The 24,980-nt window shown below is 35.2% G+C and carries 18 protein-coding genes; 9 read left to right on the forward strand and 9 right to left on the reverse strand.

Annotation, left to right across the window (positions count from 1 at the left end; genetic code table 11):
- Nucleotides 1–15 precede the first annotated feature (15 nt).
- The 3 genes from D5J18_RS03160 to D5J18_RS03170 all read left to right on the forward strand — a co-directional run bounded on the left by D5J18_RS03160 (nt 16) and on the right by D5J18_RS03170 (nt 5,686).
- Nucleotides 16–4,566, forward strand: coding sequence for a translocation/assembly module TamB domain-containing protein (locus D5J18_RS03160; protein WP_133298093.1), 4,551 nt, complete (start codon nt 16–18; stop codon nt 4,564–4,566).
- Nucleotides 4,567–4,685: 119 nt separating this feature from the next.
- Nucleotides 4,686–5,162, forward strand: coding sequence for a winged helix-turn-helix transcriptional regulator (locus D5J18_RS03165; protein WP_119057543.1), 477 nt, complete (start codon nt 4,686–4,688; stop codon nt 5,160–5,162).
- Between the two features lie 125 nt (nt 5,163–5,287).
- Nucleotides 5,288–5,686 (forward strand): hypothetical protein, encoded by a 399-nt coding sequence (locus D5J18_RS03170; RefSeq protein WP_119057544.1) that lies wholly within the window; start codon nt 5,288–5,290, stop codon nt 5,684–5,686.
- A 30-nt stretch (nt 5,687–5,716) separates the two neighbouring features.
- Here the strand turns inward: D5J18_RS03170 and gldG are convergent, their stop codons facing one another.
- From gldG to D5J18_RS03190, 4 genes are read right to left on the reverse strand one after another with little or no spacing between them, the layout of a single operon-like run.
- Nucleotides 5,717–7,378, reverse strand: a complete 1,662-nt coding sequence (gldG, locus tag D5J18_RS03175) for a gliding motility-associated ABC transporter substrate-binding protein GldG (RefSeq protein WP_119057545.1) — start codon at nt 7,376–7,378, stop codon at nt 5,717–5,719.
- The gene (locus D5J18_RS03180) at nt 7,375–8,091 is read right to left on the reverse strand and encodes an ABC transporter permease (protein ID WP_119057546.1); all 717 of its coding nucleotides are present in this window, start codon (nt 8,089–8,091) and stop codon (nt 7,375–7,377) included. The genes gldG and D5J18_RS03180 overlap by 4 nt, the downstream gene beginning before the upstream one ends.
- A complete protein-coding gene (locus D5J18_RS03185) occupies nt 8,088–8,627 on the reverse strand; it encodes a CopD family protein (RefSeq protein WP_119057547.1) in 540 nt (179 codons plus the stop codon). Before D5J18_RS03185 ends, D5J18_RS03180 begins: the two co-directional genes overlap by 4 nt.
- Nucleotides 8,628–9,452, reverse strand: a complete 825-nt coding sequence (locus D5J18_RS03190; RefSeq protein ID WP_119057548.1) for an SAM hydrolase/SAM-dependent halogenase family protein — start codon at nt 9,450–9,452, stop codon at nt 8,628–8,630. It lies immediately after the preceding gene.
- Between the two features lie 57 nt (nt 9,453–9,509).
- Here D5J18_RS03190 and D5J18_RS03195 point away from each other — a divergent pair, with 57 nt between their 5' ends.
- From D5J18_RS03195 to D5J18_RS03205, 3 genes are all read left to right on the forward strand, one after another.
- Nucleotides 9,510–10,460, forward strand: coding sequence for a PhoH family protein (locus D5J18_RS03195; RefSeq protein ID WP_119057549.1), 951 nt, complete (start codon nt 9,510–9,512; stop codon nt 10,458–10,460).
- Nucleotides 10,461–10,471: 11 nt separating this feature from the next.
- Nucleotides 10,472–12,091: a glycosyltransferase family 39 protein gene (locus D5J18_RS03200; RefSeq protein WP_119057550.1), complete on the forward strand. Its 1,620-nt coding sequence runs from the start codon at nt 10,472–10,474 to the stop codon at nt 12,089–12,091.
- Between the two features lie 319 nt (nt 12,092–12,410).
- Nucleotides 12,411–12,884 (forward strand): Dps family protein, encoded by a 474-nt coding sequence (locus D5J18_RS03205; RefSeq protein WP_119057551.1) that lies wholly within the window; start codon nt 12,411–12,413, stop codon nt 12,882–12,884.
- Between the two features lie 83 nt (nt 12,885–12,967).
- Here D5J18_RS03205 and D5J18_RS03210 read toward each other — a convergent pair whose 3' ends face one another.
- Nucleotides 12,968–15,118, reverse strand: coding sequence for an endonuclease MutS2 (locus tag D5J18_RS03210; protein WP_119057552.1), 2,151 nt, complete (start codon nt 15,116–15,118; stop codon nt 12,968–12,970).
- A gap of 114 nt (nt 15,119–15,232) precedes the next feature.
- Nucleotides 15,233–15,880 carry a protein-L-isoaspartate(D-aspartate) O-methyltransferase gene (locus D5J18_RS03215; protein ID WP_119057553.1) on the reverse strand — a complete coding sequence of 216 codons (648 nt, stop codon included), beginning with the start codon at nt 15,878–15,880 and terminating at the stop codon, nt 15,233–15,235.
- 77 nt (nt 15,881–15,957) lie between these two features.
- Here D5J18_RS03215 and D5J18_RS03220 point away from each other — a divergent pair, with 77 nt between their 5' ends.
- Genes D5J18_RS03220 through D5J18_RS03230 form a run of 3 tightly spaced genes read left to right on the forward strand, consistent with a single transcriptional unit; the run spans nt 15,958 to nt 21,079 of the window.
- Nucleotides 15,958–16,917, forward strand: a complete 960-nt coding sequence (locus tag D5J18_RS03220; protein WP_119057554.1) for a Gfo/Idh/MocA family protein — start codon at nt 15,958–15,960, stop codon at nt 16,915–16,917.
- A 3-nt stretch (nt 16,918–16,920) separates the two neighbouring features.
- Nucleotides 16,921–17,793, forward strand: a complete 873-nt coding sequence (gene prmC, locus D5J18_RS03225; protein WP_119057555.1) for a peptide chain release factor N(5)-glutamine methyltransferase — start codon at nt 16,921–16,923, stop codon at nt 17,791–17,793.
- A gap of 43 nt (nt 17,794–17,836) precedes the next feature.
- Nucleotides 17,837–21,079, forward strand: a complete 3,243-nt coding sequence (locus D5J18_RS03230) for a cytochrome c biogenesis protein CcsA (protein WP_119057556.1) — start codon at nt 17,837–17,839, stop codon at nt 21,077–21,079.
- Between the two features lie 492 nt (nt 21,080–21,571).
- Here the strand turns inward: D5J18_RS03230 and D5J18_RS03235 are convergent, their stop codons facing one another.
- Genes D5J18_RS03235 through D5J18_RS03245 form a run of 3 tightly spaced genes read right to left on the reverse strand, consistent with a single transcriptional unit; the run spans nt 21,572 to nt 24,939 of the window.
- Nucleotides 21,572–22,924, reverse strand: coding sequence for a peptidylprolyl isomerase (locus D5J18_RS03235; protein ID WP_119057557.1), 1,353 nt, complete (start codon nt 22,922–22,924; stop codon nt 21,572–21,574).
- The gene (locus tag D5J18_RS03240) at nt 22,902–23,738 is read right to left on the reverse strand and encodes a peptidylprolyl isomerase (RefSeq protein ID WP_119057558.1); all 837 of its coding nucleotides are present in this window, start codon (nt 23,736–23,738) and stop codon (nt 22,902–22,904) included. Before D5J18_RS03240 ends, D5J18_RS03235 begins: the two co-directional genes overlap by 23 nt.
- A complete protein-coding gene (locus D5J18_RS03245) occupies nt 23,731–24,939 on the reverse strand; it encodes a hypothetical protein (RefSeq protein ID WP_119057559.1) in 1,209 nt (402 codons plus the stop codon). The genes D5J18_RS03240 and D5J18_RS03245 overlap by 8 nt, the downstream gene beginning before the upstream one ends.
- Nucleotides 24,940–24,980: the final 41 nt, after the last annotated feature.

Raw genomic sequence — 24,980 nt, forward strand, 5'->3', positions numbered from 1 at the left:
TTTAATGTTTAAGCTTTGAAGCATTTATTTAGAATTTCATTTATTTTATTGGCATCGGTTTTAGCACTGCTGTTGCTGCTCATGGTCGTCATTCAAATTCCTGCTGTACAGTCCGAAGTAGCATCAAAAGTGATGGAAAGGGTAAATGAGCAGTTTGGCACTCAGGTAAAGATAGGAAAAGTAAATATCAATTACTTAGGCAATGTCAAATTATACCAAGTCACGGCGAAAGATCATAGAAATTATGAATTTATCAATATTCCGCAGCTTACGGCAGAAATTAGTTGGCTAGACTTGTATCGGAATTCCAATCACGTCAATATAAATGCGGCAACTTTGGTAAATCCTCGCGTAGATGTGTTTACTTACTTGGGCGAAGAGAAATCTAATTTCATCAAATTTATCGATAAGTTTGTTTTAGAAGATAGCACAAGGGGCGATTCTGAATTTGTTTTGAGAGGGAATTTGGAAATACAAAATGGGAAACTAAAAATTATAAATCATAATTTGGTTCAGAATTCGAAAGTCTGGCTAGATGCTAATCGCTTGAATGCTAGATTAGAAAAAATTAGTGTAGAGGGGAAAACTTATATTGCGAGAATTAAAAAGTTGCGTTTTGATGCGGTGAAAAACAGAGAAAAATACCAACTGAAAGATTTGACTACAAATTTCAAAATGACAGATAAGGGTTTGTTTTTCAATGACTTAAATTTAGAAACACAATCTTCTCATTTAAACGGATTTTTACATTTGACGTACGATCATATAAGCCAATTTTCTAACTTTAGTGATCGTGTAGAATGGAATGCAAAATTTACTGAAAAGAGTAAATTTGCTTATAAAGATTTAAGATATTTTGTTCCTAATTGGCAAGAGAATCAAGTTTTTAGTCTTTCAGGAGAGGTGAAAGGATTCTTAAATAATTTAAGCCTTAAAAAATTTTCACTAAAGAATAAAGAAACTTACATCGATGCGCAGTATTTAAATTTCCAGAATTTGATGAAAGATGGATTTTCTCTCTCTGGACAAGACCTAAATCTAGCGACCTCTTACACGGAATTAAAACAAATTTTACCCCAAAATTACACTCAGTATATTACAGATTTTATTGCTCGATTTGGGAAAATGAGCTACGTTGGGAACTTCAGCTTAGACGGTAAGTATTTGAGAGCCAAAGGTTTTGCATCTACAAAATTGGGTAACGGGCAATTGGATTTAGTGTTATCTGATTACAGCGGAAATCGCCCACACTACCAGGGGAGTCTAAATACCGACCAATTTCACCTAGGAGCTTTGGCAGGTACAGAAAATCTGGGTAAAGTGAGTGGAAATATTCGCTTTGATGGGCGTGGTTATGATTTGGATTTATTGGACGTTGATGCAGTAGGGAAGTTGAATTACTTAGAATTTAATAATAATCGATTTAATCATATTAATTTTGATGGAAAGCTTGCTCAAAGAGCATTTAAAGGATTTTTGGCGATAAATGATAGCGAAAAAGCAAGGCTAAACTATCAAGGAATTTTTGACTTTAGTGCGCCTCAATTAAAAATGGATTTTAACTCAAAAATCGATTATTTGAATTTAAATTACTTTGGTATTTCTAAGACAAAGAATACTTGGATTAGTGGTGATATAGAGGGAGTTACAAACTTTAGTGAAATCAATGATTTAAGTGGCGGATTCAATATTGAAAATTTAACTTTCAATTCAGATACCGTGCAAATGAATTTGCCGAAGTCTAATGTGGCGGTATACCAAGATGAATTACAACAGAAAAATATAGATGCCAATATACCGGGTTATCTCTCAGGGAAAATTATTGGAAAATTTCATTTAGATGAATTGGGTGTTTTATTTGAAAATGGAGTGGGGAATTTCATGGTAAATTACGAGCATAAGCAAGCAAATAAGAATCAATATTTAAATTATGCCATTAAAATTGAAAGTGATTTATTGAAGTTTTTTGTTCCTGAAAGTAATATTCAGCCTAATTCTCTATTAGTAGGGACGTTAAATAATGATGAAAAAATATTTGAAGTTGATTTTAAAACGCCTCAAATAAAATATCAAAATTACATTGCACAAAATTTGCATTTTTTGGCCTCTACATCTATTGACAAGTCTTTTTCTGCTAAGGCGGATAAAATTGAAGTCCAAGGAATTAATGTTGAGAAATTTAATTTTGAAGGGAAAACTAAAAGCGATACCTTGCTGGCAAAAGCACATTTTTTCACAGGTGAAAACTTGTATGGCGAGTATGATTTAAATTTTTATCAGACCTATGATGCCAATCAAAAAATAAAAATTGGATTTTCCCCCAGTACGATAAAGTTTGATGAGCAAGTTTGGAATATCAATCAATTTAGTGATTCTGATTCTAATTATGCTATTATTGATTTTGAAAAAAATAACTATGATTTGGTCGAAATTTTATTAAATTCTGAAGAACAATTCTTGAAAATCAATGCAAATTATGTTGATGATGACAATTTTAAACTTCAAGCTGATGTCAATAAAGTCAAACTTGAGAAGGCTATACCTAATTACTATTTAGGAGACCTCGGGCTGCGTGGAACGGTAAATGGAAAATTAAATGTCACAAAATCTAACAATAGTTTGAAACCGATTGCTGATATTGTGGTAGATAGCATTTATCTTAAAGAGCAGTACGTAGGCCGTTTTGTCGCAGATGCAGAGTATAGTGTGGGTGATAATCTCTTCAATATCAACGGAAGTTTAGACCGCAATGAAATCAATACATTAATTCTTACAGGGGCGATAGATAACAAAGGCGAAAAACCTCAGTTGGATTTATTGGCGAATTTTGATGACTTTAATGTGAATTTGATAGATGCTTTTCTGTCAGACATTCTGAGCCAGTGGAAAGGGGAAATCTCTGGTGAAGTAGCGGTGAAGGGAGATGTGGGAAATCCAAGTTTTGTAGGAAATATAACGACTCGAGATTTAGGCTTTCGGGTGGTTTATCTTGGCACTTACTATACCTTGATAGGTGAAAATGAGTTTGATTTAAACAAGCAGCCAGGGCAAAGTGGTTTGCTAGATTTAGCGCAAGTAGAAATAATAGAATCCACGAGTAAAACTAAAGCTATGGTAGATGGTTCTTTGATTTTTTCTAGTATTTCAGATTGGTTTTTGGATTTAGAAATTTCTAGTGACCGTTTGATGGTGATGAATACCACCGTAGCCGATAATGAACTTTTCTACGGTAAGGCTTTCGTTCAAGGGGAATTATACATGTTTGGTCCCGCAGCAGATTTAGAAGTATCAACAGGCTTTGATGCGAAGGTTCTAAAAGGTTCAATCATCAATATCAATACAGGAGGGACTAAAACAATAGGAGAAAATAAATTCATACAATTTTATTCTTATGACGAATCAGGTCAGCTGGTAGAGAGTGAAAAAAATTCTCAGAAAATTCAAGGTTTTTCAATGGATTTAGTCGTGGATGTAGATGATAAGACAATTGTAAACCTCGTGCTAGATGAGAAAAGCAATGATGTGATACAAGCACAGGGCTTTGCTGAAAACTTTGAAATAGCAATGAACAAGGCTGGGAATTTAAGCATCAATGGTGATTATAACATCACCGACGGAATTTATAGCTATAGAGAAGGCATCATCATCAATAAAGATTTTGATATAGAGAAAGGAGGTTTTATCCGTTTTACTGGCGACCCATACAATGCCCAAATGGACATCAAAGCTGTTTACTCCAGAAATGTAAATAACATTGGTACTTACTTGGGAATCAACTATGTACAACCCACCGTGGTGGATTTAATTATAGGAGTCAATGGAGACCTGAAAAATACTCAAATCAACTTAGACTTAGAAACTCCAGAAACCAGTACACAAGTGAAAAACTTACTTTCCAGCAAATTAAGGGATAATCCTGATGAGAAAATAAGGCAGGTAGGGTCTATATTAGTTTTAGGAAGATTTGATTCCAGTGAAACCATCGGCACAAGTACAGCAACAGATGCAGCCGCAGCATCAGCTTTTGAACTTTTGAGTAAGCAGGTAGGAAGCGCATTTTCTAATATCATCCCAGGCTTAGAAATCAACCCGACTTATCTACAATCTTCAGACAGCCGAAATCAATCAGATAAAATTCAAACGGAGTTTAATCTCGCTATAAATAAGCGATTATCAATCAACGGAGCTGTAGGCACGCCTCTCGGCTCACAATATAATGAGCGGATTACAACACAACTGGAGTTAGATTATGACATTTCAAAAGCAGCTGATGGAGGATTACGTTTCCGCGCATTTTCACGCCCTTCTACTATTGGGTTAGAGAATTACAACGTCAACATCAGTTATACCCAAAGTTACGGCGCAGGGATAGTCTATAGGAAGTCGTTTTACCATTTTAGAGATTTATTTACGTTTAAAAAAGCTGAACAAGAAAAAAATATCTCACCCATCAAAGAAGAATCAGACCCCCGAACGGATAGCATAAAAGAAGAAAGCAGGCGAATAAAAGACTCGCTCAAACAAAGACAAAACAAAAAAGATTTATCATTCCTACAATTTAAATAAAATTTTTAACAAGCCCCATTATTTAGCATATGATTTATTTTCTTGGTAATATATCATGTGTTTTTGTTTAAATAATTGAATTTTATTCTTAATTTTGTTCTATAATTGAAAATAATTTTATGAGATCAAGGTATAAAATTGATAATGTAGACAAGCAAATTTTACAATTCTTAATTCAAAATACGAGAATGCCCTTTACAGAGATAGCCAAAAGGATGGAAGTTTCTGCAGGTACAATTCATGTAAGAGTAAAAAAGTTAGAAGACGCAGGAATCATCAAAGGAAGTTCTCTAGAGATTGACTATGAGCGTTTAGGCTATAACTTTATTGCCTATATCGGTATTATGTTGACAAAATCAAGCCATACGAAAAGCGTTATTGCCCAATTAGAAAAAATCCCAAACGTGACGGTAGCAAATATAATCTCTGGGCGATACAACATCTTCTGTAAAATTAGAGCAAAAGATACGAACGATGCACGTGATGTGATTTTCAAAATTGATGAAATTGAAGAAGTTTCTAGAACTGAATCTATGATTTCTTTAGATGAAATCATCGACGATAGAAGCCGCCTGTTGACTAATATTTTTATGTAACTGAGAGCAAAAATTTTTTAAGCCTTAGAAAAAATATGACATAAATTTTTAAATCGGTTTTGAGAATTTGAAGCCGATTTATTTTTTTTCCTACATTTACATGTTAACCATCATAGTTAGTGAAAATGAAAGGTCAAGATTATTTTGAGAATACCTCCAGTGAAAAGAATTTAGGATTCAAACTAATCATAGGGCTTACCGCTTTTATGATTTTTTCAATCTTAGCCATTAGACTTTACAGCCTGAGCACGTTGCAAGTAGCGCCAGACCCCACACTATATGCAGAGCCAGCTTGGTATAACTACACCGTTATATTCCTGTCTGCGATCGCTTTAGGCATGCTTTATTTGACTTATCAGTACAAAAAAAATGGAGTCTATGGCACAATATTCAGTCTATTTATAATCATTCTTATCAACCCAGAATTTTCATTATTAAGGACGCTAGCCCCCATGTTTACACTTTTTATATTTGTCGGCTACGGATTATTTGAAATTATCCCGAAATGGAAATTCTTTAAATAACTAAAATCGACTTAAAATCTAAACAGATTCTTAGCTAAACTTCTTTTTCCGATAGAAATAAATAATAAAAAATAAAAGGCTTAAAAAAATACTGGGAATAAAAACTGAGAGCCAACGCCATTCATTTTTAGCGTTTTGCACCAAGCTTTTATTCAAAATCTTATAACTTTCAGAATCAGTATCAAAACCAAAATTTAAATTTTCGCCCAGCATATACTGCAAGGCATTGATGAGGAAATTAGCATTATCATAAATCACATTTGGAGCAGATTTCAAATCTGGACGCAGGCTGTATTTATCGGCACCGAGAGGCAGTGGTGTTCCTCTGAAAACGTGATTTTTGATGAAATCCCCATCACTGATGAGCAATAATTTCCCCTGTTGAGTTTTTGATTTGAAGTTATTCAATTGCTGAGAAACTATTCGCCCAGCGTAGGCAGAACCAATCTCACCTGAAACTAAAACGGCTAAAGGGAAGGGAGTTTCTTCTAGGTAATTCTCGGGAATTGTTCTATCGATTTCAGAAAAATTGATGTAGGAAAGCGGTTTCTGCAATTGGGTATAAGGAGACGTGCTCAGTAAAATTTGATAATGTGTACTTTCTCTAGGCAGAATTTCTATCGGGTTTGCAAATTCAAACTTTAGCGGATTGTTCAAATTCTGATTAATTTGATGATTTTTAGGTGAAATTGCCAGCGGGAAATAAACCCAAGGGAATTGCTCGTAAGCCGTGTTTTGCTCTACGTTACCAATCGCAAGTGTCACGTAAGCCGCTTGCAAATCTTTGATGAGAGACGGGGCAATCCTTAAACCATATGCGAATAATAAATCATCTAAATTATTATCTCTAGGGAAACTTACAATATTATCAGAACGAAAAAGGCTATCCATCTCGGCATCAACATTTTCAGTCAAAAACATTAAATTCCCCCCTTTCATTAGATATTGGTCTAGGTAAATTTTATCATTATCACTAAATGGCTTAATCGGCTTGGCAGAAATAATTGCCGCTAGAGAGTCGGGTTCAGGAATCTGCTCAATGTCTAATTCTCCCGTGCCAGAAGTAATGGGAGTCGTCAACGGTTCAAATTGGAAATAAGGAGAAGCCGCCATTAAAAATCCGTCTAAATATTGTGGCAATAATTCATCATGATGCACCATCAGTCCGATTTTAGGTTTTTGAGTTTGCACGACATTTTTTAAAGCCTTAAAAAATTTATTCGGAATTTCTGCTATAGATTGTTCAGCTCTGTCATTCACAGGAATTTTTCTGTTATTTAAAACAGAAATCACATGAGTTTTCCCATTATAATTAAAGCTTGCATAAGGGAAAATCCGTAAAATTTTGCTCTCCGTGGGTACCGCCAAGCCTTGAATGCCTAGCTTTGCCAAAGAATCTAGATTTAGGCCTTCTGCCACGGGATTGATGATGCTGTATTCTATATTTTTATTCTCTTGATGAAAAAGCTTCACCCACTGCAAAACTTCATTGCGCAAGGCTCTGAAACTCCCCGTCATTTCTCCGTCTAAGTAGAAATTAATGTGCAATGGCATCTCTGGTGTTTGCAGCAATTCTTTTGCAGATTCTGTGAGTGTAAATCGTTGATTTTCGGTGAAATCCCATCTTGTTTCAACCCATTGAGAAAGAGAGATTAAGATTAAAATTCCAATAGCAATTATCCAATTTTTCATTTTTGATTTAATTTTTGATGAGCTAGAAAAATGAAAAGAAAACTAAAGCCGATAAAGTAGCTGCAACTGCTCAGGTAGAATATGCCTTGAGTGAAGCGCTCGTAGTGAAACTTTACGCTTAGACTTTGGGTGAGGTAGTCTAAACTTCCAATTAAATTATAATCGGCTAAACCGCTGATGAAAAAATAGAAAAAAGCATTAATAAGTACGGCTAAAATGTAAGCCAAAATTTGATTGGAACTGATGGCTGAAGAAAAAATTCCGACAGAAATAATGAATATCCCTAAAAATATCAACCCCAAATATGAAGAGAAAAGCAGACCGCTATCAATACCATTGAGGCTGAAATGCTGTACGATGAAAAAAAAAGTAAGGCTTAGAAAAATGAAGGTGAATAAGCCTGAAAAAATGCTTAGAAATTTTGTCGCAACAATTTTGCTCATGTCTACGGGCATCGTCTTTAGCCAGTCTAGTGTTTCTTTTTCTTGTTCTTCGGCAAAACTCTTCATCGTCATCGCTGGTAGTAGAATGATTAGAAAATAAGGAGCAATTTGAAAAAATGGATAGAGATTGGCCTGATTTAGCTCAAAAATATTGAAGTTTCCGCTGAAAAAGAATAGAAACAAAGCTGACCCAACCAAGAAAATAAAACCGAGTAAATAAAACCCGACAGATTTATAAAGGCTTAATAATTCTTTGATAAATAAATTCATGATTTATTTCGATTAACTAATTTGACAATCAACATGATAAGTGCACCCATTGCTACAAATGAAATCAACGCCCAATACCAATACGCCATAAAAGATTGTTTTAAAATAACCGCAAAAACGACTACAAAGAGAATAATGGTGGCGACTTCGTTCATCATACGTAGTTGCACAGAGGTGTATTGAGTTTTTTCTTTTTGTAGATTTCTAATGGTTTTCCATGTCCAGAAATGGTAAGCGGCCAAAATCCCTACAAAGACTAATTTCACAATCATCCAACCTTGGGTGATAAATCCCCAGTGAGTTAGATGAAGCATGCAAAAGCCACTGATAATCATTATGATAAAGGCTGGGAGCGTGATGATATTCCAAAGCCGCTCTTGCATGTAGATTAGCTGCTGATGCAAAATATTGCCTTTTTCATTTTTTAGTTCCAAAGCTTCGGTATCATAAACAAAAAGACGAACCATGTAAAATAGCCCAGCAAAATAGCTTACGACAAAGATAATGTGAATTGCTTTTAAGATTTGATAAGTCATTTATATGAATTTTACGGTGACGTGCGTTCCAATACTCAAGCCCATCAGAGAAGAGGCGCCGCCATAGGATTGTAAATTAGGTTTATAAATAGCGATTTCTAGAAAATCATTACTGTTAAAAAGAGCTATCCCATCGCCGTGATATTCCACTTCTTTGGTAAAATCTTTCACAACATCACTGTAGCGATTGGCTAATTTTTCAAAAGTTAAATTTCGTACAATAATTTGAAAATCTCTTCCACGGCGGCATTCATTAAAGAGCCTGTAAGAAATATTTGTTATCGCATTTCCAAAATTATCAATGTAAATCACAGTGCCAATGATGCTCTTATCCTCCTTGATTTGGGCACGCAATAAATTCAATTCCCTATATGAATTGGTGGGAGCACCGATGACGTTTAATGAGCCGCCGCGGCACAAGTGACAAGCCACAGGAACAAAGATGTCTCTCGTCGGGGAGTTGCTGTAGGGTTTGTATTTATTTATGGTAATTTCTACAATTTCTTCAGGTTGACTTTCACTCAGAATTAAAGATAAAATACCATTATCTGCACAGATGAAATAGTGATTGGCAATTTTAGCCGCCAAGAGTTTTTTATTTTCATTAGGCAAAGCATCAACACCGATGATGTGAATGCTTTCCTCTGGGAAGTCTTGATAAACATTTTTGATAATATAAGCAGCTTCGCCAATATTAAAAGGTGAAATTTGATGAGAAACATCAACAATGGTGACCTGAGCCAATTCCTTTAAAATAGCTCCTTTTACGCTAGCGACAGAAAAATCCTTCAGCCCAAAATCAGTTGTGAGTGTAATTATTGACATCTTTCAAACACAAATATATTGTATATTTTTGTAGTTTTATAGTTAAAATAAAAGCATTTGAATAAACTTATTTTAGAATTACAAGAAATTAGCGTTCAAGAATTTTATGGAACGAATAATGAGAACTTAGATTTCATCATCCATAAATTCCCAAGCCTTAAAGTTTCCGTCCGTGGTAGAAAAATTTCAGCCTCAGGCCCTGAAGAAGATTTGAGAAAATTTGAATCTAAAATCAAAGAAATATCTGAACACATGTTGCATTATAACCGATTGAATTTTCAAGATTTAGAATACATTTTTGATGAGCAATCAATACCGTTTTCTAAAACTAGAAACATTGATGATGTGATAGTTCACGGTGTCAATGGGCAGCTAATCAAGGCTCTAACGCCCAATCAAAGAAAATTAGTGAATGCCGTGCAAGAGAAAGACATGATTTTTGCCACAGGCCCAGCAGGAACAGGAAAAACTTACACCAGCGTGGCTTTGGCAGTGCGAGCTTTGAAAAACAAAGAAGTCAAGCGAATTATTTTAACGCGGCCGGCGGTAGAAGCTGGCGAAAGTTTAGGTTTTTTGCCTGGCGATTTGAAGGAAAAGCTTGACCCATACCTGCAGCCGCTTTATGATGCGCTTCGAGATATGATTCATTATGAAAAGTTAGCAAATCTAATTGACCGAGGAACCATAGAGGTAGCACCACTCGCCTTTATGCGTGGGCGAACGCTAGACAATGCCTTTGTGATTTTAGATGAAGCTCAGAATACGACACATTCTCAGATGAAAATGTTTCTAACTCGCATGGGTAAAAGAGCAAAATTCATCATCACCGGAGACCCAGGGCAAGTCGATTTACCCTTGAAGCAAAAATCGGGATTGAAATTGGCGATGCATATTTTACAAAACATCAAAGACATCGCTTTTGTGCAACTAGACGGGAAAGACGTCGTGCGGCACAAACTAGTTAAAGAAATAATAGATGCTTATGCATCAGAGGAAAATCAATCATAGAAATCTGAAAAGTGATTAATTTTTTTAAGCCTTGGTATTTTTTCCTATTTTTTTTGCTAGCAGTAGTCTTAGGCTTTGGTTTGTTTTTGCCGCTCATGGAAAACGACTCAGCTCAGCATGCCACTATGGCTTGGCGAATGGCAAGAGAAAACGATTTTGCTCACATATTCAAAGGGAAGCAGCCGTACCTAGACAAGCCACATCTCCATTTTTGGCTCTCGGGCTTGTCTTTTGAAATTTTTGGTAAAGCAGAGTGGGCGTATCGTTTACCCGCTATTTTATTAACGCTGATTTCGGGTTACGGAGTTTTTTCTTTATCAAAATTAATGTATCAAAAAACAGAAATTGGGCAGCTAGCAGCATTGTTTTACCTCACCAGCCAAACCATTCTCCTCAGTCTGCACGATGTGCGAACCGATGCTGTCTTGACTTCAATGCTTATTTTAGCCATTTGGCAATGGGCAAAATTTTTAGAGAAAAACAATCTATCAGCAGCGCTATTAGGTGGAATTTTCACCGCCTGTGCATATTCTACCAAGGGGCAGGTAGCTGTAGCTTTGGTAGGACTATTTTTATTCATAAGAGTTGCTTATCAAAAGGATTGGGAGAAATTACTGAACTACAAAGTTGCACTGGGAATTTTAGTTTTTTTTATTTTTTCTCTGCCGATATTCTTGACCTATTATCATCAATTCGGTTGGGAAGGGGTAAAGTTTATCGCAATGGGGCAGAGCGCAGAACGCTTTCAAGGAGGAGAATTTGGGCAAGCTGGTAGCCAAGATTATTTCTTTTACTTTCACACCTTGCTTTGGGCTTTTTTGCCATGGTCACTTTGGTTTTATTTATTGACCTTCCGAGTGGGATTTATTGATAAAAAGAAAAGCTTAAAAGAAATAGCTACACTCTCTACAGCTTTGATTTTTATAGTGGTAATGAATTTCAGTCAATTTAAGCTTCCGCATTACATCAACCCGATTGTTCCACTCATAAGTATTTTTACAGCAGCACAAATTTTAAATTTAAATCAGACTGAAAATCAGAAATTTTTTAAGGCTTTTAAAATTTCAAGTTATATAATTCTTTTGCTAGGCATGCTACTCTTGGCAAGCATGGCAAGCTATTTTTTCCCGATAAGGAAAAGGGAAATCCTCATTTTATTTTTAATTTTAATGGGGCTTAGCTTTTTTATTTTTATTCAAATAAAAAACCAACTTTATCGATTGATTTTTGGGTTAGCAGCTTTTATTTTATTAGCAAATATTTATTTAAATTCTACTTTTTATAAAAATTTAATCGAAAATTACCAAGCAGACACTCAAATAGCTAAATTTGTAGAAAGAGAAAATTTAACTCAAGAAAATATTTTTGTTTATGATAGGCTCCATTCTTGGGCACTGGATTGGAGCCTGGACAGAACGACCCCTACATTAGAAGAAAATGAATTGAAATTACAGCAGAAACCTTATTATTTAGTGATTTCTGATAAAAATTTACATCAAATTGAGCATTTACGACATTCGGTAGTTTTTACAGCTAACGAATTCAGAGTCACACGTTTATCATTCAAGTTTATAAACCCCAAGACTAGAGCGAGTCAAGTTAATCAAATTTTTTTAGTTAAAATTTTTTAAGCCTTAAAAAAAAAATAGGAAAAATGAAAAAATGCCCAAAAAAATACTCGAGAAGCTAAACGTCTCCACAGCAGAATAGCCTTTATTGTGAATTACTTTCAAAAAACACTACCTCAATAAGTGCGTAAGACTTATTCAGTAGCCCGAACGAACAATAGGGCAGGTTTTCCATGAGCATTCTACAAGCATTCTCAGGCAATTTAAATTTATCGAAGTCTCAAGAGCATATATTTTTAAATTAAATTTCTAAATTGATATTTTGGACTAAATATTGCATGTTTTTAGATTACGATTTAAACATAATTTAAAAATTTATTTTATGAAACCAAATTTAGGAATTGACGAAAAAAATTTAATAGCTGTACAAGATTTGTTGAATCACGTATTGGCAGATGGCAATATCTTCTACATCAAATTAAGAAACTTCCATTGGAATGTAAAAGGCAAAGATTTCATGGAATATCATTTATTGTTTGAAGAGCAATACACTGCCTTGGCAGAAGCTATTGATGCGATAGCAGAACGTGTGACTACGCTTGGCGGGATTGCCATCGGGACAGCGAAAGAATTCGCAGAATACTCTAGCCTAGAGGAAACACCAGGTAAAGTCCCTCCAACACTAGAGATGGTGAAAGAGTTAGTTCAAGATCACGAAACCATTATCCAAAGTTTGCGAGAAAAAATTGATGCTTGCGAAGAAAAATACAAAGATGTCGGTTCAGCTGATTTCTTGACAGGATTGCTAACTGACCATGAGAAAATGGCTTGGAAGCTAAGACAATATTTAGCTTAATGAGTTGAATTTCAAGCAATTAATTCAGTCCTTCAATAATTTACTTCGGTGATTTTTGAAGGATTTTTTAAAGCTTAAAAAGATTAAATTGATTCAACTTCGTGGACGTTAATCTTTGTTAAAAATTTTCCGTAATTGATGATAATACTGTTTCCTTCTACGCGTTCTACCGTTCCTACGCTGCTGCTTCCTTTGATTCTGACTCGCTTACCAATTTTGATTTTATCAATTTTTGCCTGAGTTTGCTTTTTTTCTACCGCTTCAACTTTTTTCTTAATTTCCTCAATATTCTCTGCTTGCTTTTGCATTTCACGTTTTAGCGCTTTTTGCTTTCTTCGTTCTACTTTTTTCTCTTGAAAATGATTTTTAGGCTTTTTAGCATTTTCTGTTTCAATAAGTTTTAAGAAATCTCCAATTAATTTTTTTCGACTTTTATTTTTCAAATAATTATCAGCAAGTTCCTCGATTCTTTTACCTAATTGAATATTTTTTTGTTCTTTTTCATAAAGCCTTTGAAAATCCACCAATTTAGACTGAATTCTATCTTGCGTTTCTTCCAGTTGATTCTTTTGTTCATCAGATGCATTTCTCAGCTCTTCCAGTTCATTTCGAGTTTTCTGAATGTTAAATTTCTCTTGCTGTAGCTTTAGAATAGTTTTATCTAGGCGAACTTTATTTCTTTCGATTTTCTTTTTTGCCCGATTAATTAATCGGAAAGGGATTTTATTTTTTTGAGCCACTTCAAAGGTAAACGAGCTCCCTGCTTGCCCAACTTCTAGCTGAAAAAGCGGCTCCAAAGTTTTCTCGTCAAACAGCATACTTGCATTTTTGGCGGCATCCCATTGTTCTACCAAAACTTTGATATTGGTGTAATGCGTGGTAAAAACGCCAAAAGCACCCATACTATAAAATTCTTCCAAAAAAACTTCGGCCAGCGCACCGCCCAGTTCTGGGTCTGAACCCGTCCCAAATTCATCGATCAGCAGTAATGTTTTATCATTTGTATTGTAGAGGAAATCATGCATTTGCTTGAGTCGATAAGAATATGTACTTAGTTGATTATCAATTGATTGATTATCTCCAATATCGGTGAAAATCTTTTCAAAAAAGCACATTTCAGATTTCTCATGCACGGGAATCAGCATTCCACTTTGCAACATTAGTTGTAGTAAACCAATTGTTTTCAATGTTATACTCTTTCCCCCAGCGTTGGGGCCAGAAATCAAAAGTAATCGGTTATTTTCATCAAACCCCAAACTTTGCGGAACAATTTTTTTCTTTTCTTTCTGGTATTTAAGCCAAAGCACAGGGTGGTAAGCTTCTCGTAAAAACATCTTTTTATCTTTGAGATGAATTTTGGGTAAAATAGCTTGTATTTCATCAGCATATTTCGCTTGTGAAGCAATTAAATCCATTTGGAAAAGAAAATTCTGATACGCAATCAAATCCTCTTGATATTCTGCGAGCAAAGCAGTCAATTCACGCAAAATGACTTTGATTTCATTTTTTTCATCTTCGGTCAACTCATCCAACTCTCGCTGAGATTGTAGTACGGCTTCAGGTTCTATGAAAGAAATTGAGCCAGTTTTACTCGTACCAACCATTCGCCCAGGAACTTTTTTACGATGCATCGAGGCTACCGCCAAGACACGCCGTCCGTCGATGACAGATTCTCTGATATCATCCAAAAACTCGTTGTAATGGCGCATTGCTCCCGTAAAACGCTCACTCAAAGCACGTTGAGTTCGCTTCAGCCCCTCACGAATTTGAGCTAGGCGTGGCGTTGCATTATTTTTTATTTCTCCTGATTTCTCAAAAACCTGATTGATGTGATTAAGGATTTCATTTTCAAGATTAAGCTTTTGAATATGATGAAAAAAAACAGGGAAATAAGCTTCAAATCGTGTTAAAAATTTGACTAAATCTTTGATTTGTAAGATTTGTGAGCGAATGGCCAAAAATGCAGCGAGCGGCATCTGATAATTTTCAATATCTAAATTATTGAGTTCCTCTCGGATGTCGTCGTAGTCTGAAAATGGAAAAGGCGTACTGGATTGAATTCCAGTCAAAAACTCATTGGTTGCCTTCAGACGAAAAAGTGCTGCTTGATGATTTTCTAAAGGCTTTAATTTTTCTATCACAGCAGCGACACGTTCTGTCTTAGCATATTTTTTCACTTCAGCCAAAACCTTTTTGAATTCTAAATCTTCTAGCGTTTTATCGGGAATATTCATCATTGCAAAAATATCAAATATTCCACCAAATTTTAAGCCTTTATATAAATTTTAGTAAAAGTTAATTATACTGACTTAAATTGTTGAATATTTTTTTTAAGGCTTAAAAAGAAATTAAAAATCCTTCTGTTCCAACATCGGGACGAATTTATAGTCTCCAAATTCCATTTGCTCATATTTACGTTCGCTTACCTTTAGGAAGCTATACATTTTCTGATTATTTTCCCCGATGGGAACTACGGCAATTCCTCCAATCCTGAGCTGTTGCAGTAATTTTTTAGGGATAATGGGGCTACCAGCCGTCACGATGATTTTATCAAACGGGGCAAAAGTGGGCAAACCTTTGAACCCGTCGCCATAGGTTTGGTAAACGGGCGAAAGTTCTAAAAGTTGAAACATTCTTTTAGAGAATTTGACGAGTTTTTGCTGACGTTCGATGGTGTAAACTTTTGCACCCATGGCGATGAGAACCGCCGTTTGGTAGCCACAGCCTGTGCCAATTTCTAAAACTGATTCGCTAGGGGAGAGATGCAATAAACTGCTTTGGAAGGCGACTGTGTATGGATGAGAAATGGTTTGGTCTGCGGCGATCGGGAAGGCTTTGTCTTCGTAAGCAAAATCCTCAAAAGCAGAGTCAATAAACAAGTGCCTAGGGATTTGCCCCATGGCTTGCAATACGTTTTCATCATCAATTCCCTTTGCTATTAGCCGCTTTATGAGCTGTTGGCGTTTGCCTTTCTGCCTAAAATTTTCTGTCCACATGGTGCAAAAATCTTAAAAAATAGCTAAAAAATCACTTTTTTAATTAGATTATATTTACTTTTAGGCAAAATTTTAATATGCTGAACATTGGAGTTGCAGGCGCAGGTCATTTGGGGAAAATTCATTTGAAGCTTTTACAACAGTCTGAGAAGTTCAATTTGATTGGTTTTCACGATACTGACCGGCAAACTATTGAATTTGCTGAGAAAATGGGGTATCAATATTTTGAAAATCTTCAGGACTTACTTGATCAAGTGGATGTTTTGGATATTGTGACTCCTACGACTTCACACTTTAAAATAGCAGAACAAGCCATCAAAAACAAAAAACATATTTTTATAGAAAAACCTATTTCACAAAGTCTGAAAGAAGCTACTTTTATAAAAAAAATGGCAGAAGAATATGGAGTTTTGGGGCAAGTGGGGCACGTAGAGCGGTTTAACCCCGCTTTTTTGGCAGTGCAAGAACAGATTAAAAATCCGAAATTTATTGAAATTCACCGCTTAGCAGAGTTTAATCCGCGCGGAACAGATGTGCCAGTCGTTTTGGATTTGATGATTCATGATTTAGATATTATTTTATCTATCATTGATTCTGGAGTAAAGGAAATTCGCAGCAATGGCGTGGCAGTCGTCAGTGAAACGCCTGATATTGCGAATGCAAGAATTTTATTTGAAAATGGCTGTGTGGTGAATCTCACGACGAGTAGGATTTCGATGAGAAATATGCGCAAAACTCGAATTTTCCAAAGAGATGCCTATATTTCGATTGATTTTTTGGAGAAAAAATCAGAAATAATCCGAATAGAAGATGCTGAAGAAAATAGTGCGGTTGAATTTTCTATGATTTTAGAAAATGCTGAACGTGTAAAGAAAAAAATTTACTTTGAATACCCCAAAATTGAAGCAAATAATGCTATTTTGCAAGAATTAGAAGAATTAGCAGATAGCATCAACCATGGGAAACCAATCAAAGTGAAGTTGGAAGACGGGTATAAAGCATTGGAATTAGCCTATCAAATTATTGATAACTTTTAATTTATGAGAAATTTACAGCAGATTCGAGATAAATTTAACGTTTTAAATCAAATTTATACTCCATCAGAAATTAATACGATTTTCTATGCCTTAGCTGAAAAGTTTTTAGGTCAAAAAAAATCAACACTGAGAATGGGTTTACATGAACTAAATTCTAAATTAGATGAGAAAGAAATCTTGTTTGATAATGCTCTTTACGCCTTACAAAGAGGAGAACCTTACCAATATGTGTTGGGAGAAGCTGAGTTTTTTGGCTTGCGCTTGAAGGTGAATTCGCAGGTGTTGATTCCTCGGCCAGAGACAGAAGAATTGATAGAATGGATGCTACAAGATATTAATGATTTAGAAAAATTTAATGGCAATATTTTAGACATTGGGACTGGTAGCGGAGCAATTGCCTTGGCATTGAAGGCTAAATTGCCTTCAGCAAATGTATATGGTATCGATTATCGGGAAGAAATCATAGAAGTGGCAGAAAATAATGCGAGAATTAATCATTTAAAAGCTGATTTCCGTGTAATGAATTTATTTGAGTCTGATTTCAGAGAATTGCCGTACTTTGATTATATTATTAGCAATCCACCATATATTCCTTTGCAAGAAAAGGAAAATATGCCTGATGTTGTGAAAAAATTTGAACCAGAAACAGCACTTTTTGTTGAAGATGAAAACCCGACAAAATATTATTTTGAAATCAGCCAAAAAGCACAAGATATTTTGAAACCAAAAGGAAAAGTTTTTGTGGAAATTCATCAAAATTTTGCAGAAAAAATCAAAGAAATTTATGATTTTGGATTTTCTAAAACGGAACTGAAAAAAGATATTTCTGGAAATTGGCGAATGCTAAAAGCTTCAGGAACTTACACGTGTGGGTAAATTTTTTTAAAGCCTTAAAAAATAAATAAGAAAGATTGAAAAAATGAGTTGGATAGAGAAAATGCTTTTTTCTACAAGAGCGATGGCTGTAATGTTGTTTGTTTATGCAATTTCCATGGCTGTGGCTACTTTTGTGGAAAATGATTTTGGTACACCAGCTGCCAAAGAAATGATATACTATAGTTGGTGGTTTAATTTAGTACAAGTTTTATTGATAATTAACTTTATTGTCAATATTTGGCGTTACCGCTTGTGGCGAAAAGAAAAATGGTCTGTTTTGACTTTTCACCTAGCTTTTGTCATTATTTTCATTGGGGCAGCTTATACGCATCTTTTTTCAGTGGAGGGGAATATGAACATCCGCGAGGGTGAAACTTCTACAGAAATCATTAGTAGCCAGACTTATATGAAGATGAGTCTTTTTGACGATACACAAAATTTGGTGTACGAGACCCCTTATCAAATGACTTATTTTGACCGAAAGGAAGCTTCTTTTCCTTTTAAAAGACAGTTTGAAAAAAAATATCAATTTAAAGATAAAGTGATTTCTCTGAAGGCTTTAGATTTTATTGAATTAGCAAAAGATACCATTTTGGAAGGAAGTGGTAAACCGACTCTGGAAATCGTGAGTATAGGGCAGAGCGGAAGGGTAAGCAATTACATTCAAGCGGGGGAAATCAAAGAAATAGCTGGTGCAATGTTTAGTTTTGAAAACCCAATTACTGGGAGCATTCAGATTGCTCAAACTCCTGATGGGTTAAAGATAAATTCTCCGCTGGAGGGGCAAAGCATCAAAATGGCAGGGCAACAAATCGGGCAAGTGACAGATTCATTAGCTTTGCTGCAGACGCAACAGATGATTTATGTGGATTCTGTACAAGACTTAAATTTAAAATCACTTTACCAAATTGGCTCAGCAAATTTTGTTTTACCTCGAGAGGTTTTTTTAGCTAAAGTTGATTACATTCATGGTGATAAGAATAACCCACAAGATCAGAATAATGCTAATGCAATATTTGTAGAATATGATGACGGCAGTGTGAAAGACACTCTCTTGGTACGTGGTAGCGTGGGTAGCACGGGCTATAGTATAAGAAAGAATATCAATGGTTTGCAAGTTTCACTTGGTTTTGGTTCTAAAATTATCAAAACGCCTTTTGGCATGAAATTAAGAGATTTTGAGATGGAAACTTATCCTGGCTCAGGAAATCCAGCATCGTATGCAAGTGAAATCACAGTTATTGATAACGGAAAAGAAGAAGATTACCGTATTTATATGAACAATGTTTTAGACCATGGCGGTTACCGATTTTTTCAATCCAGCTACGACCCAGACCAAATGGGGACACGCCTGAGTGTAAACCAAGATCGCCCTGGAACTATGTTAACATACATCGGGTATATTTTACTATTTATTTCTATGTTTTTCACTCTGTTTTGGAAGGGGACACGCTTCTACTCTTTACGCCAACAATTAAAACAATTAGGCCAAAAAAAATTCCTTGTACTCATTTTAGTTTTAGCAACCATGCAAAGTTGGGCACAAGATAGTGTGCCACATACGCATCAGCACCCCAAAACGGATTCAAAAGAAATAGTAACTCCTTTCTCCACAGAAACGGAAACGCTTATTCCAGCAGAGGAAGTCGTGAAAAAGGTGAAGTTTAACGCTGAGCATATTAATGAGCTAGAACATCTGCTAGTGCAAGACGACCAAGGGCGGATAAAACCCCTTGGAACCCACGCTTTGGAATTGCTTCGGAAGATATACAAAAGTGATAAATACGCTGGTCTGCCCGCTGTAGGCTGGTTTATGTCTGTGCAACAAGACCCTTCGCTGTGGGCAAAAGCGTCACTGATACGAGTAGCGGATAAGATTGGTCTAGATTTACAAAAAAAATTAAAAGTTGATAAAACGGGACATACCTCATTATTGAATTTAGTGGATTTAAACACAGGAGCTTTCTTATTAGCTGATGAATATTCCATAGCATTTCGCAAAAAGCAATCGGAGAGAAGCAAAGCTGAACAAGAAATTCTAAATGTGACAGAACGATTTAGCATATTAGATAATATAGCAAAAGGCTATTACCTAAAGATGATTCCAGTGAAAAATGATAGGAATGAAACATGGAATAGCTGGCTAAAATCTGTAGAGCCTTTAGAAATAGACACAACGGCCTTAGCCTTCTTTAATACCTATTTCAACCGCTTGGGGAAAGCACAAAAATCAGGTGATTGGCAACAAGCCAATAAAAGCCTGAAAGAAATAAATGAATATCAACAAAAATGGGGGAAAAATGTAATTCCACCAGCAACCAAAGTCAATATCGAAGTTTTTTATAACAAAGTAGAACCATTCTTTTTTGTGATGATTGCTTATACCTTTTTGGGAATTATTCTATTAATTTTAGGATTCATTCAAATTTTAGCACATAAACCACAATGGTTAAACGGCATCATCAAAGCTACTTTAGGGATAACTTTATTGGTATTTTTAATCCATGCCATTGGGCTAAGCTTACGTTGGTATATTTCAGGTCACGCCCCTTGGACTAACGGTTATGAGGCCATTATTTTCATCTCATGGGTAAGTGTATTAGCTGGTGGATTGCTCTACCGCAACGGGAACGCCCTGTTACCTGCAGCAGGCTGTCTAGTTGCCGTTATCATGATGGGATTTGCGCATGGTAGCTCACTTCTAGACCCCCAAATTACGCCATTGGCTCCAGTATTAAATTCGTATTGGCTGATTATTCATGTAGGAATCATAGCCTCCAGCTATGCCTTTTTTGGATTAGGAATGATGCTATCTATTTTTTCTTTAATTTTATATTTTTTTAAGCCTTCTAGGAAAATTCAACACACCATCAAAGAATTAACTGTAGTAAATGAAATGTCGCTAACCATCGGGCTATTTGCCTTGACAGTAGGTACATTTTTAGGAGGAATGTGGGCCAATGAAAGCTGGGGACGCTACTGGAGCTGGGATCCCAAAGAAACTTGGGCATTCATCTCAATTATCATTTACGCCATAGTGTTGCATATGAGGCTAGTGCCAGGTTTGCGAGGAAACTATGCATTTAATGTAGCTTCACTATGGTCAATTTCAAGCGTGATAATGACTTATTTTGGAGTCAATTATTACTTGACAGGTTTACACACCTATGCAGCGGGAGACAGTATTCCGATCCCAGCGTGGGTACCCATTGGAGTCGTTTTATTCTTAAGTTTAAGTTTATTATCCTATTATTTTCATCGGGAAAATTTCAAATCCAACCAATAAAAAGTTGCTTTATGGAAAATAAGTTTTAAATATCATAAATTTTTAAAGGCTTAAAAAAAAATGCTTCCCGACGAAATGTTTTTGACTAATTGATAAACAGAATGTTTTGTCGATATGTGTAGTAGAAGTGAAGTTGGTATTTTTGATTTTCTATCATAATCACCTCTTTAGCCAGATGTTTTTCTCTTTCGTTAGTAAGTACAACAAGAATCTAAAAACACAAAAGCATATAGATTAACTTATAACAATACGCAAATAGGTCAAATCATATACTTTAATAAGCCTAAAGAAAAATTGTATTTTACTATTGAAGCATCAAATAAAGATTGTTTGCTAGAGATTAATAGTTTCACCTTATAGTATACAGAGTAATTATTTGAATTCTAATCTAAAGGAAATTAGTTTGATTATTGTCAGATAAAAGAGTCGCCTCAAAAGCGACTCTTTTATCTGACAACAATGGGAGAAACAGATTTTATAAGGCTTAGAAAATTAAAGTTTTTTCCAGTTAAAATCAAAGTTACAGTTCATCAAATCTCGATTTAATTTAATGTAAGTTTCAGGTAATTTTTCTCTCACCCATTGGTATAATTTCTCCTGTTGCAATTGCTGTTTTGTGATATTACTTAGACGAGAATAGTCGGTTTTGATGTCAATTTTATGCGCTGGGATGATATCGTCTACACGTATCAACCCGAGAGCCTTTTTTCGGTCATGTTCTAATTCAAAAATATCAGAAAAATCACCTTTGTTGAGCCCAGCGATGGCGTAGAGTTGAGTTGTGGGTAAATCACTTCTCTCAAATCGACTTTCTTGTGTTGATGGGTTAATGATTTTCCCGCCATTAAATCGTGTAAATTTATCTTTACTGTATCGCCTTGCAGCTTCTTCAAAAGTGATTTTACCCGACTGAATTTCTTTCTTGATCCTATTGAGACTATCTTTGGCAGTATTTAGCTCGTCTTGGGTATAGACGGGTTTTATCAAAATATGTCGCACATTGATGTTTTGCCCCAATCGCTTATCTAATTTAATGATGTGAAAACCAAACTCAGTTTCTACTGGTTCAGAAATTTCACCTTCTTGTAGATTGAAAGCTATGGCATCAAATTCTGGGACAAACTTGCCTCTGCTCACATTTTCATACAACCCCCCATTGCTAGCAGAACCTGGGTCGTCAGAATAAAGCGAAGCTTTGGTCTTGAAATCATCACCGTCTTCAATGTCTTTTTTGATTTTGATCAGGCGATCTTTGATTTCCTGTTTATGATTCTCTGTCAATTCTGGGTAAATGATAATTTGAGAAATCTCAATTTGCTCACCTATGTCGGGTAATTCGTTTTTGTGTTGTTCAAAAAACTCACGCACTTCTTTGGGCGACGCATCAACATCTTTTACTATGCTTCTTTGCTTCTCAGCAACCAAGGTATTTTCTTTTTGCAGTTCAATCACATAATTTCTAAATTCGGCCATATTGGCAAAACCATAAGCTTGTAAAATTTGCTCATCACTCCCGCGTGAACGGATATTTGCAATTCGGGCATCAGCTTCGGCGGCAGCTCTCTCGTTTGAAACGCTAATTAAGGTATCAATTTTTGCTTTGCTCAAAATTAATTTTTGAACTAAAAAATTCTCTATAAAAGAACATTTGTCATCTATTTTAGCCCCCTGCTGCTTTGCCATCTCAAAATCTCTATCAATTTCAGATTGAATCACAATTTCATCACCAATCACGGCGCTCACACCATCTACTTTTGTTCCGTAATTTATATTTTGAGCTTGTAATACACTGTAAAACAATAGGCTAAAAAGCAGTAAAAAGTTATTTAATTTTAATTTCGTCATTATATAAGGCTTTTTCGTAAAGTTTATTTTTTTTATCAGTTAGCAAATTTAATTTTCTTTTGTTGATTAGCATGCTTTGAATCTGATTTTTTACTAAAACAAAAGGTTTCGGCTCTCCTTTTTTAGCAAAATTAGTAATTTGGAGCAGAAAATAATTACCCTGATGAGGAAGGTTAAAAATTTGCTTTTTTAAATAAATAGCTTTTGGAGCATTATCTGGTAAAGGCGTTAGCTGCACCAATTGACTAAATTTCAACCATTGCTGGGGTTTAATCTCTGCTTTATACAAATTATTTTTCATCAGAGTATCTAGCTTTATTCGAGCTCTTGGCGTGTTTTCTTGCATCAACTTCCGCGTGATGTAAGCTTTGGAAGAAGGAACTTCCGCAAAACGAAATTCTACGAAATCATCTTCTGCTAAAAAATTAGCTTTATTTTTTTCGTAATAATCAAGTAATTCTTTTTCACTCGGATTCATCACGCTATCCTGTGCCAGCCATTGTAATTCAATCTCATCTACCAGCAAATCATTTTTGTAATTCTCAACTTTTTGTTCTATTTCCAGTAAAACATTTTTATCTAATTCTTCACGGCTAGTTTCTAAAATAATTTTATTTATAGCCCAATTTTCAATGAATTCTTTCACTAATTTGGTACTATCCTCAGGGCTCAGCCCATTGGGCAGCATCGCTTTAATCTCACTGCTAGTTAATTGCTCACCTTTGTAGCTGGCGATAATATTTTTATCATTCTCTTCTTTGCAAGAAAAAAAGATTAAAGAGAAAAGAAAATAAATAATTATAATTTTATTCATCGAATATCTTTATTTCAGCGTTTTCCCACAAGTTAGAATAAAACTCATTCAGCAGATGATTGTAAAAATCTTCTTTCAAAACATTCCCCGCTTCATTCACAGTCATGGGAGCTGGTGGCCATTGCTTGATGAGGCGAATCCACGTCGGTGTATTTCTGAAAGTTCCTTCTTGAATTTTTTCTGAAGGCTTAAAATTTTTCCCTAAAACCTCATGATAAATCGGGAATTTACCTTGGTTCACAATCAATGCAACATCACTGCCAGCTGTATTCCATTTTTTTTGAATTTTATCTGAATTCCAATTATTTTTTAAGGCTTTTAAAATTTCATCTTTTAATTCGGGCTGGTAGTAACGATAAATTTCCACCTCGTAGCGTACAGGCCAAGTGTAAGTAGCTTTATTTTTGTTCAAAAAAATCTGTAATTTTTGGTTTAGTTCATCGCCACTGTATTTTTGATAAACTTCATTTTCTAGCAAATAATTGATGATGATTGTTTTTTTCAGCAGATCTACCTCTTCCTTGAATTTTGGTTGATAAAACTCAAAATGTTCTTGGTAATCATTGATTAAAAACTGATTCCGCAGTGAATTCAGTCCCGAGTTGATGAGTTCAGAAAGCTTTAAATTCTCTTCAATTTTTTGCTGAGCGAAGTTCAATTGTTTCACCAAATCTTGTTGCGTAAAACTTCCCGTAGCTGTTTTGTAAATCCACTGATTTTCATTAAATTTCAAAGGATTTTTATCAATCAAGAAGTTTTCGCCCGCCGCTTCAATGACTTGTTTTAAAGCGGCAGAATCGGTTTGAATCTCTTTTTCTTTTTCCTCAATCACAAAAGCAGTCAAGATTTTAATTTTCTCGCTTGGGGCTAATTCATGTTCTACAGGAATTTTATTTTTTTTCAAATAATTTTGAACGATTTTATCAAGATAAATCCGTTGAATTTCTTCTTTTTTTTGATTCAATAGATTTTGATAATAGTGAGTCGTATCAACTTGAAGTTTTTTGCCACGTTGCAGCATTAGAAGATATTCGGTATAATTTTTTAAAGCCTTATCATAACCCTCAACTTCAATGTTTTTGGCAAAATCTTTCTTAAAGTTAGCGAGGGTATATTTTTCGCCATTCACTACAATGCTTTCTTGTGCTTTTGCCTGAAAAAATAGGCTAAAAAAAATAAGGCTTAAAAAAAATCTTTTCATCTATTATTTCATGTATAAAGGGTTGGGAGGGCGAAAATAAA

The organism is Candidatus Ornithobacterium hominis, from assembly GCF_900538215.1.
Lineage (GTDB): Bacteria > Bacteroidota > Bacteroidia > Flavobacteriales > Weeksellaceae > Ornithobacterium > Ornithobacterium hominis.

Bases quoted from the DNA above. Each gene is read 5' to 3' on its own strand.
- D5J18_RS03165 (WP_119057543.1), top strand. From the start codon at position 4,686: ATGAGATCAAGGTATAAAATTGATAATGTAGACAAGCAAATTTTACAA.
- D5J18_RS03170 (WP_119057544.1), top strand. From the start codon at position 5,288: ATGAAAGGTCAAGATTATTTTGAGAATACCTCCAGTGAAAAGAATTTA.
- gldG (WP_119057545.1), bottom strand. From the start codon at position 7,378: ATGAAAAATTGGATAATTGCTATTGGAATTTTAATCTTAATCTCTCTT.
- D5J18_RS03180 (WP_119057546.1), bottom strand. From the start codon at position 8,091: ATGAATTTATTTATCAAAGAATTATTAAGCCTTTATAAATCTGTCGGG.
- D5J18_RS03185 (WP_119057547.1), bottom strand. From the start codon at position 8,627: ATGACTTATCAAATCTTAAAAGCAATTCACATTATCTTTGTCGTAAGC.
- D5J18_RS03190 (WP_119057548.1), bottom strand. From the start codon at position 9,452: ATGTCAATAATTACACTCACAACTGATTTTGGGCTGAAGGATTTTTCT.
- D5J18_RS03205 (WP_119057551.1), top strand. From the start codon at position 12,411: ATGAAACCAAATTTAGGAATTGACGAAAAAAATTTAATAGCTGTACAA.
- D5J18_RS03210 (WP_119057552.1), bottom strand. From the start codon at position 15,118: ATGAATATTCCCGATAAAACGCTAGAAGATTTAGAATTCAAAAAGGTT.
- D5J18_RS03215 (WP_119057553.1), bottom strand. From the start codon at position 15,880: ATGTGGACAGAAAATTTTAGGCAGAAAGGCAAACGCCAACAGCTCATA.
- D5J18_RS03220 (WP_119057554.1), top strand. From the start codon at position 15,958: ATGCTGAACATTGGAGTTGCAGGCGCAGGTCATTTGGGGAAAATTCAT.
- prmC (WP_119057555.1), top strand. From the start codon at position 16,921: ATGAGAAATTTACAGCAGATTCGAGATAAATTTAACGTTTTAAATCAA.
- D5J18_RS03230 (WP_119057556.1), top strand. From the start codon at position 17,837: ATGAGTTGGATAGAGAAAATGCTTTTTTCTACAAGAGCGATGGCTGTA.
- D5J18_RS03235 (WP_119057557.1), bottom strand. From the start codon at position 22,924: ATGACGAAATTAAAATTAAATAACTTTTTACTGCTTTTTAGCCTATTG.
- D5J18_RS03240 (WP_119057558.1), bottom strand. From the start codon at position 23,738: ATGAATAAAATTATAATTATTTATTTTCTTTTCTCTTTAATCTTTTTT.
- D5J18_RS03245 (WP_119057559.1), bottom strand. From the start codon at position 24,939: ATGAAAAGATTTTTTTTAAGCCTTATTTTTTTTAGCCTATTTTTTCAG.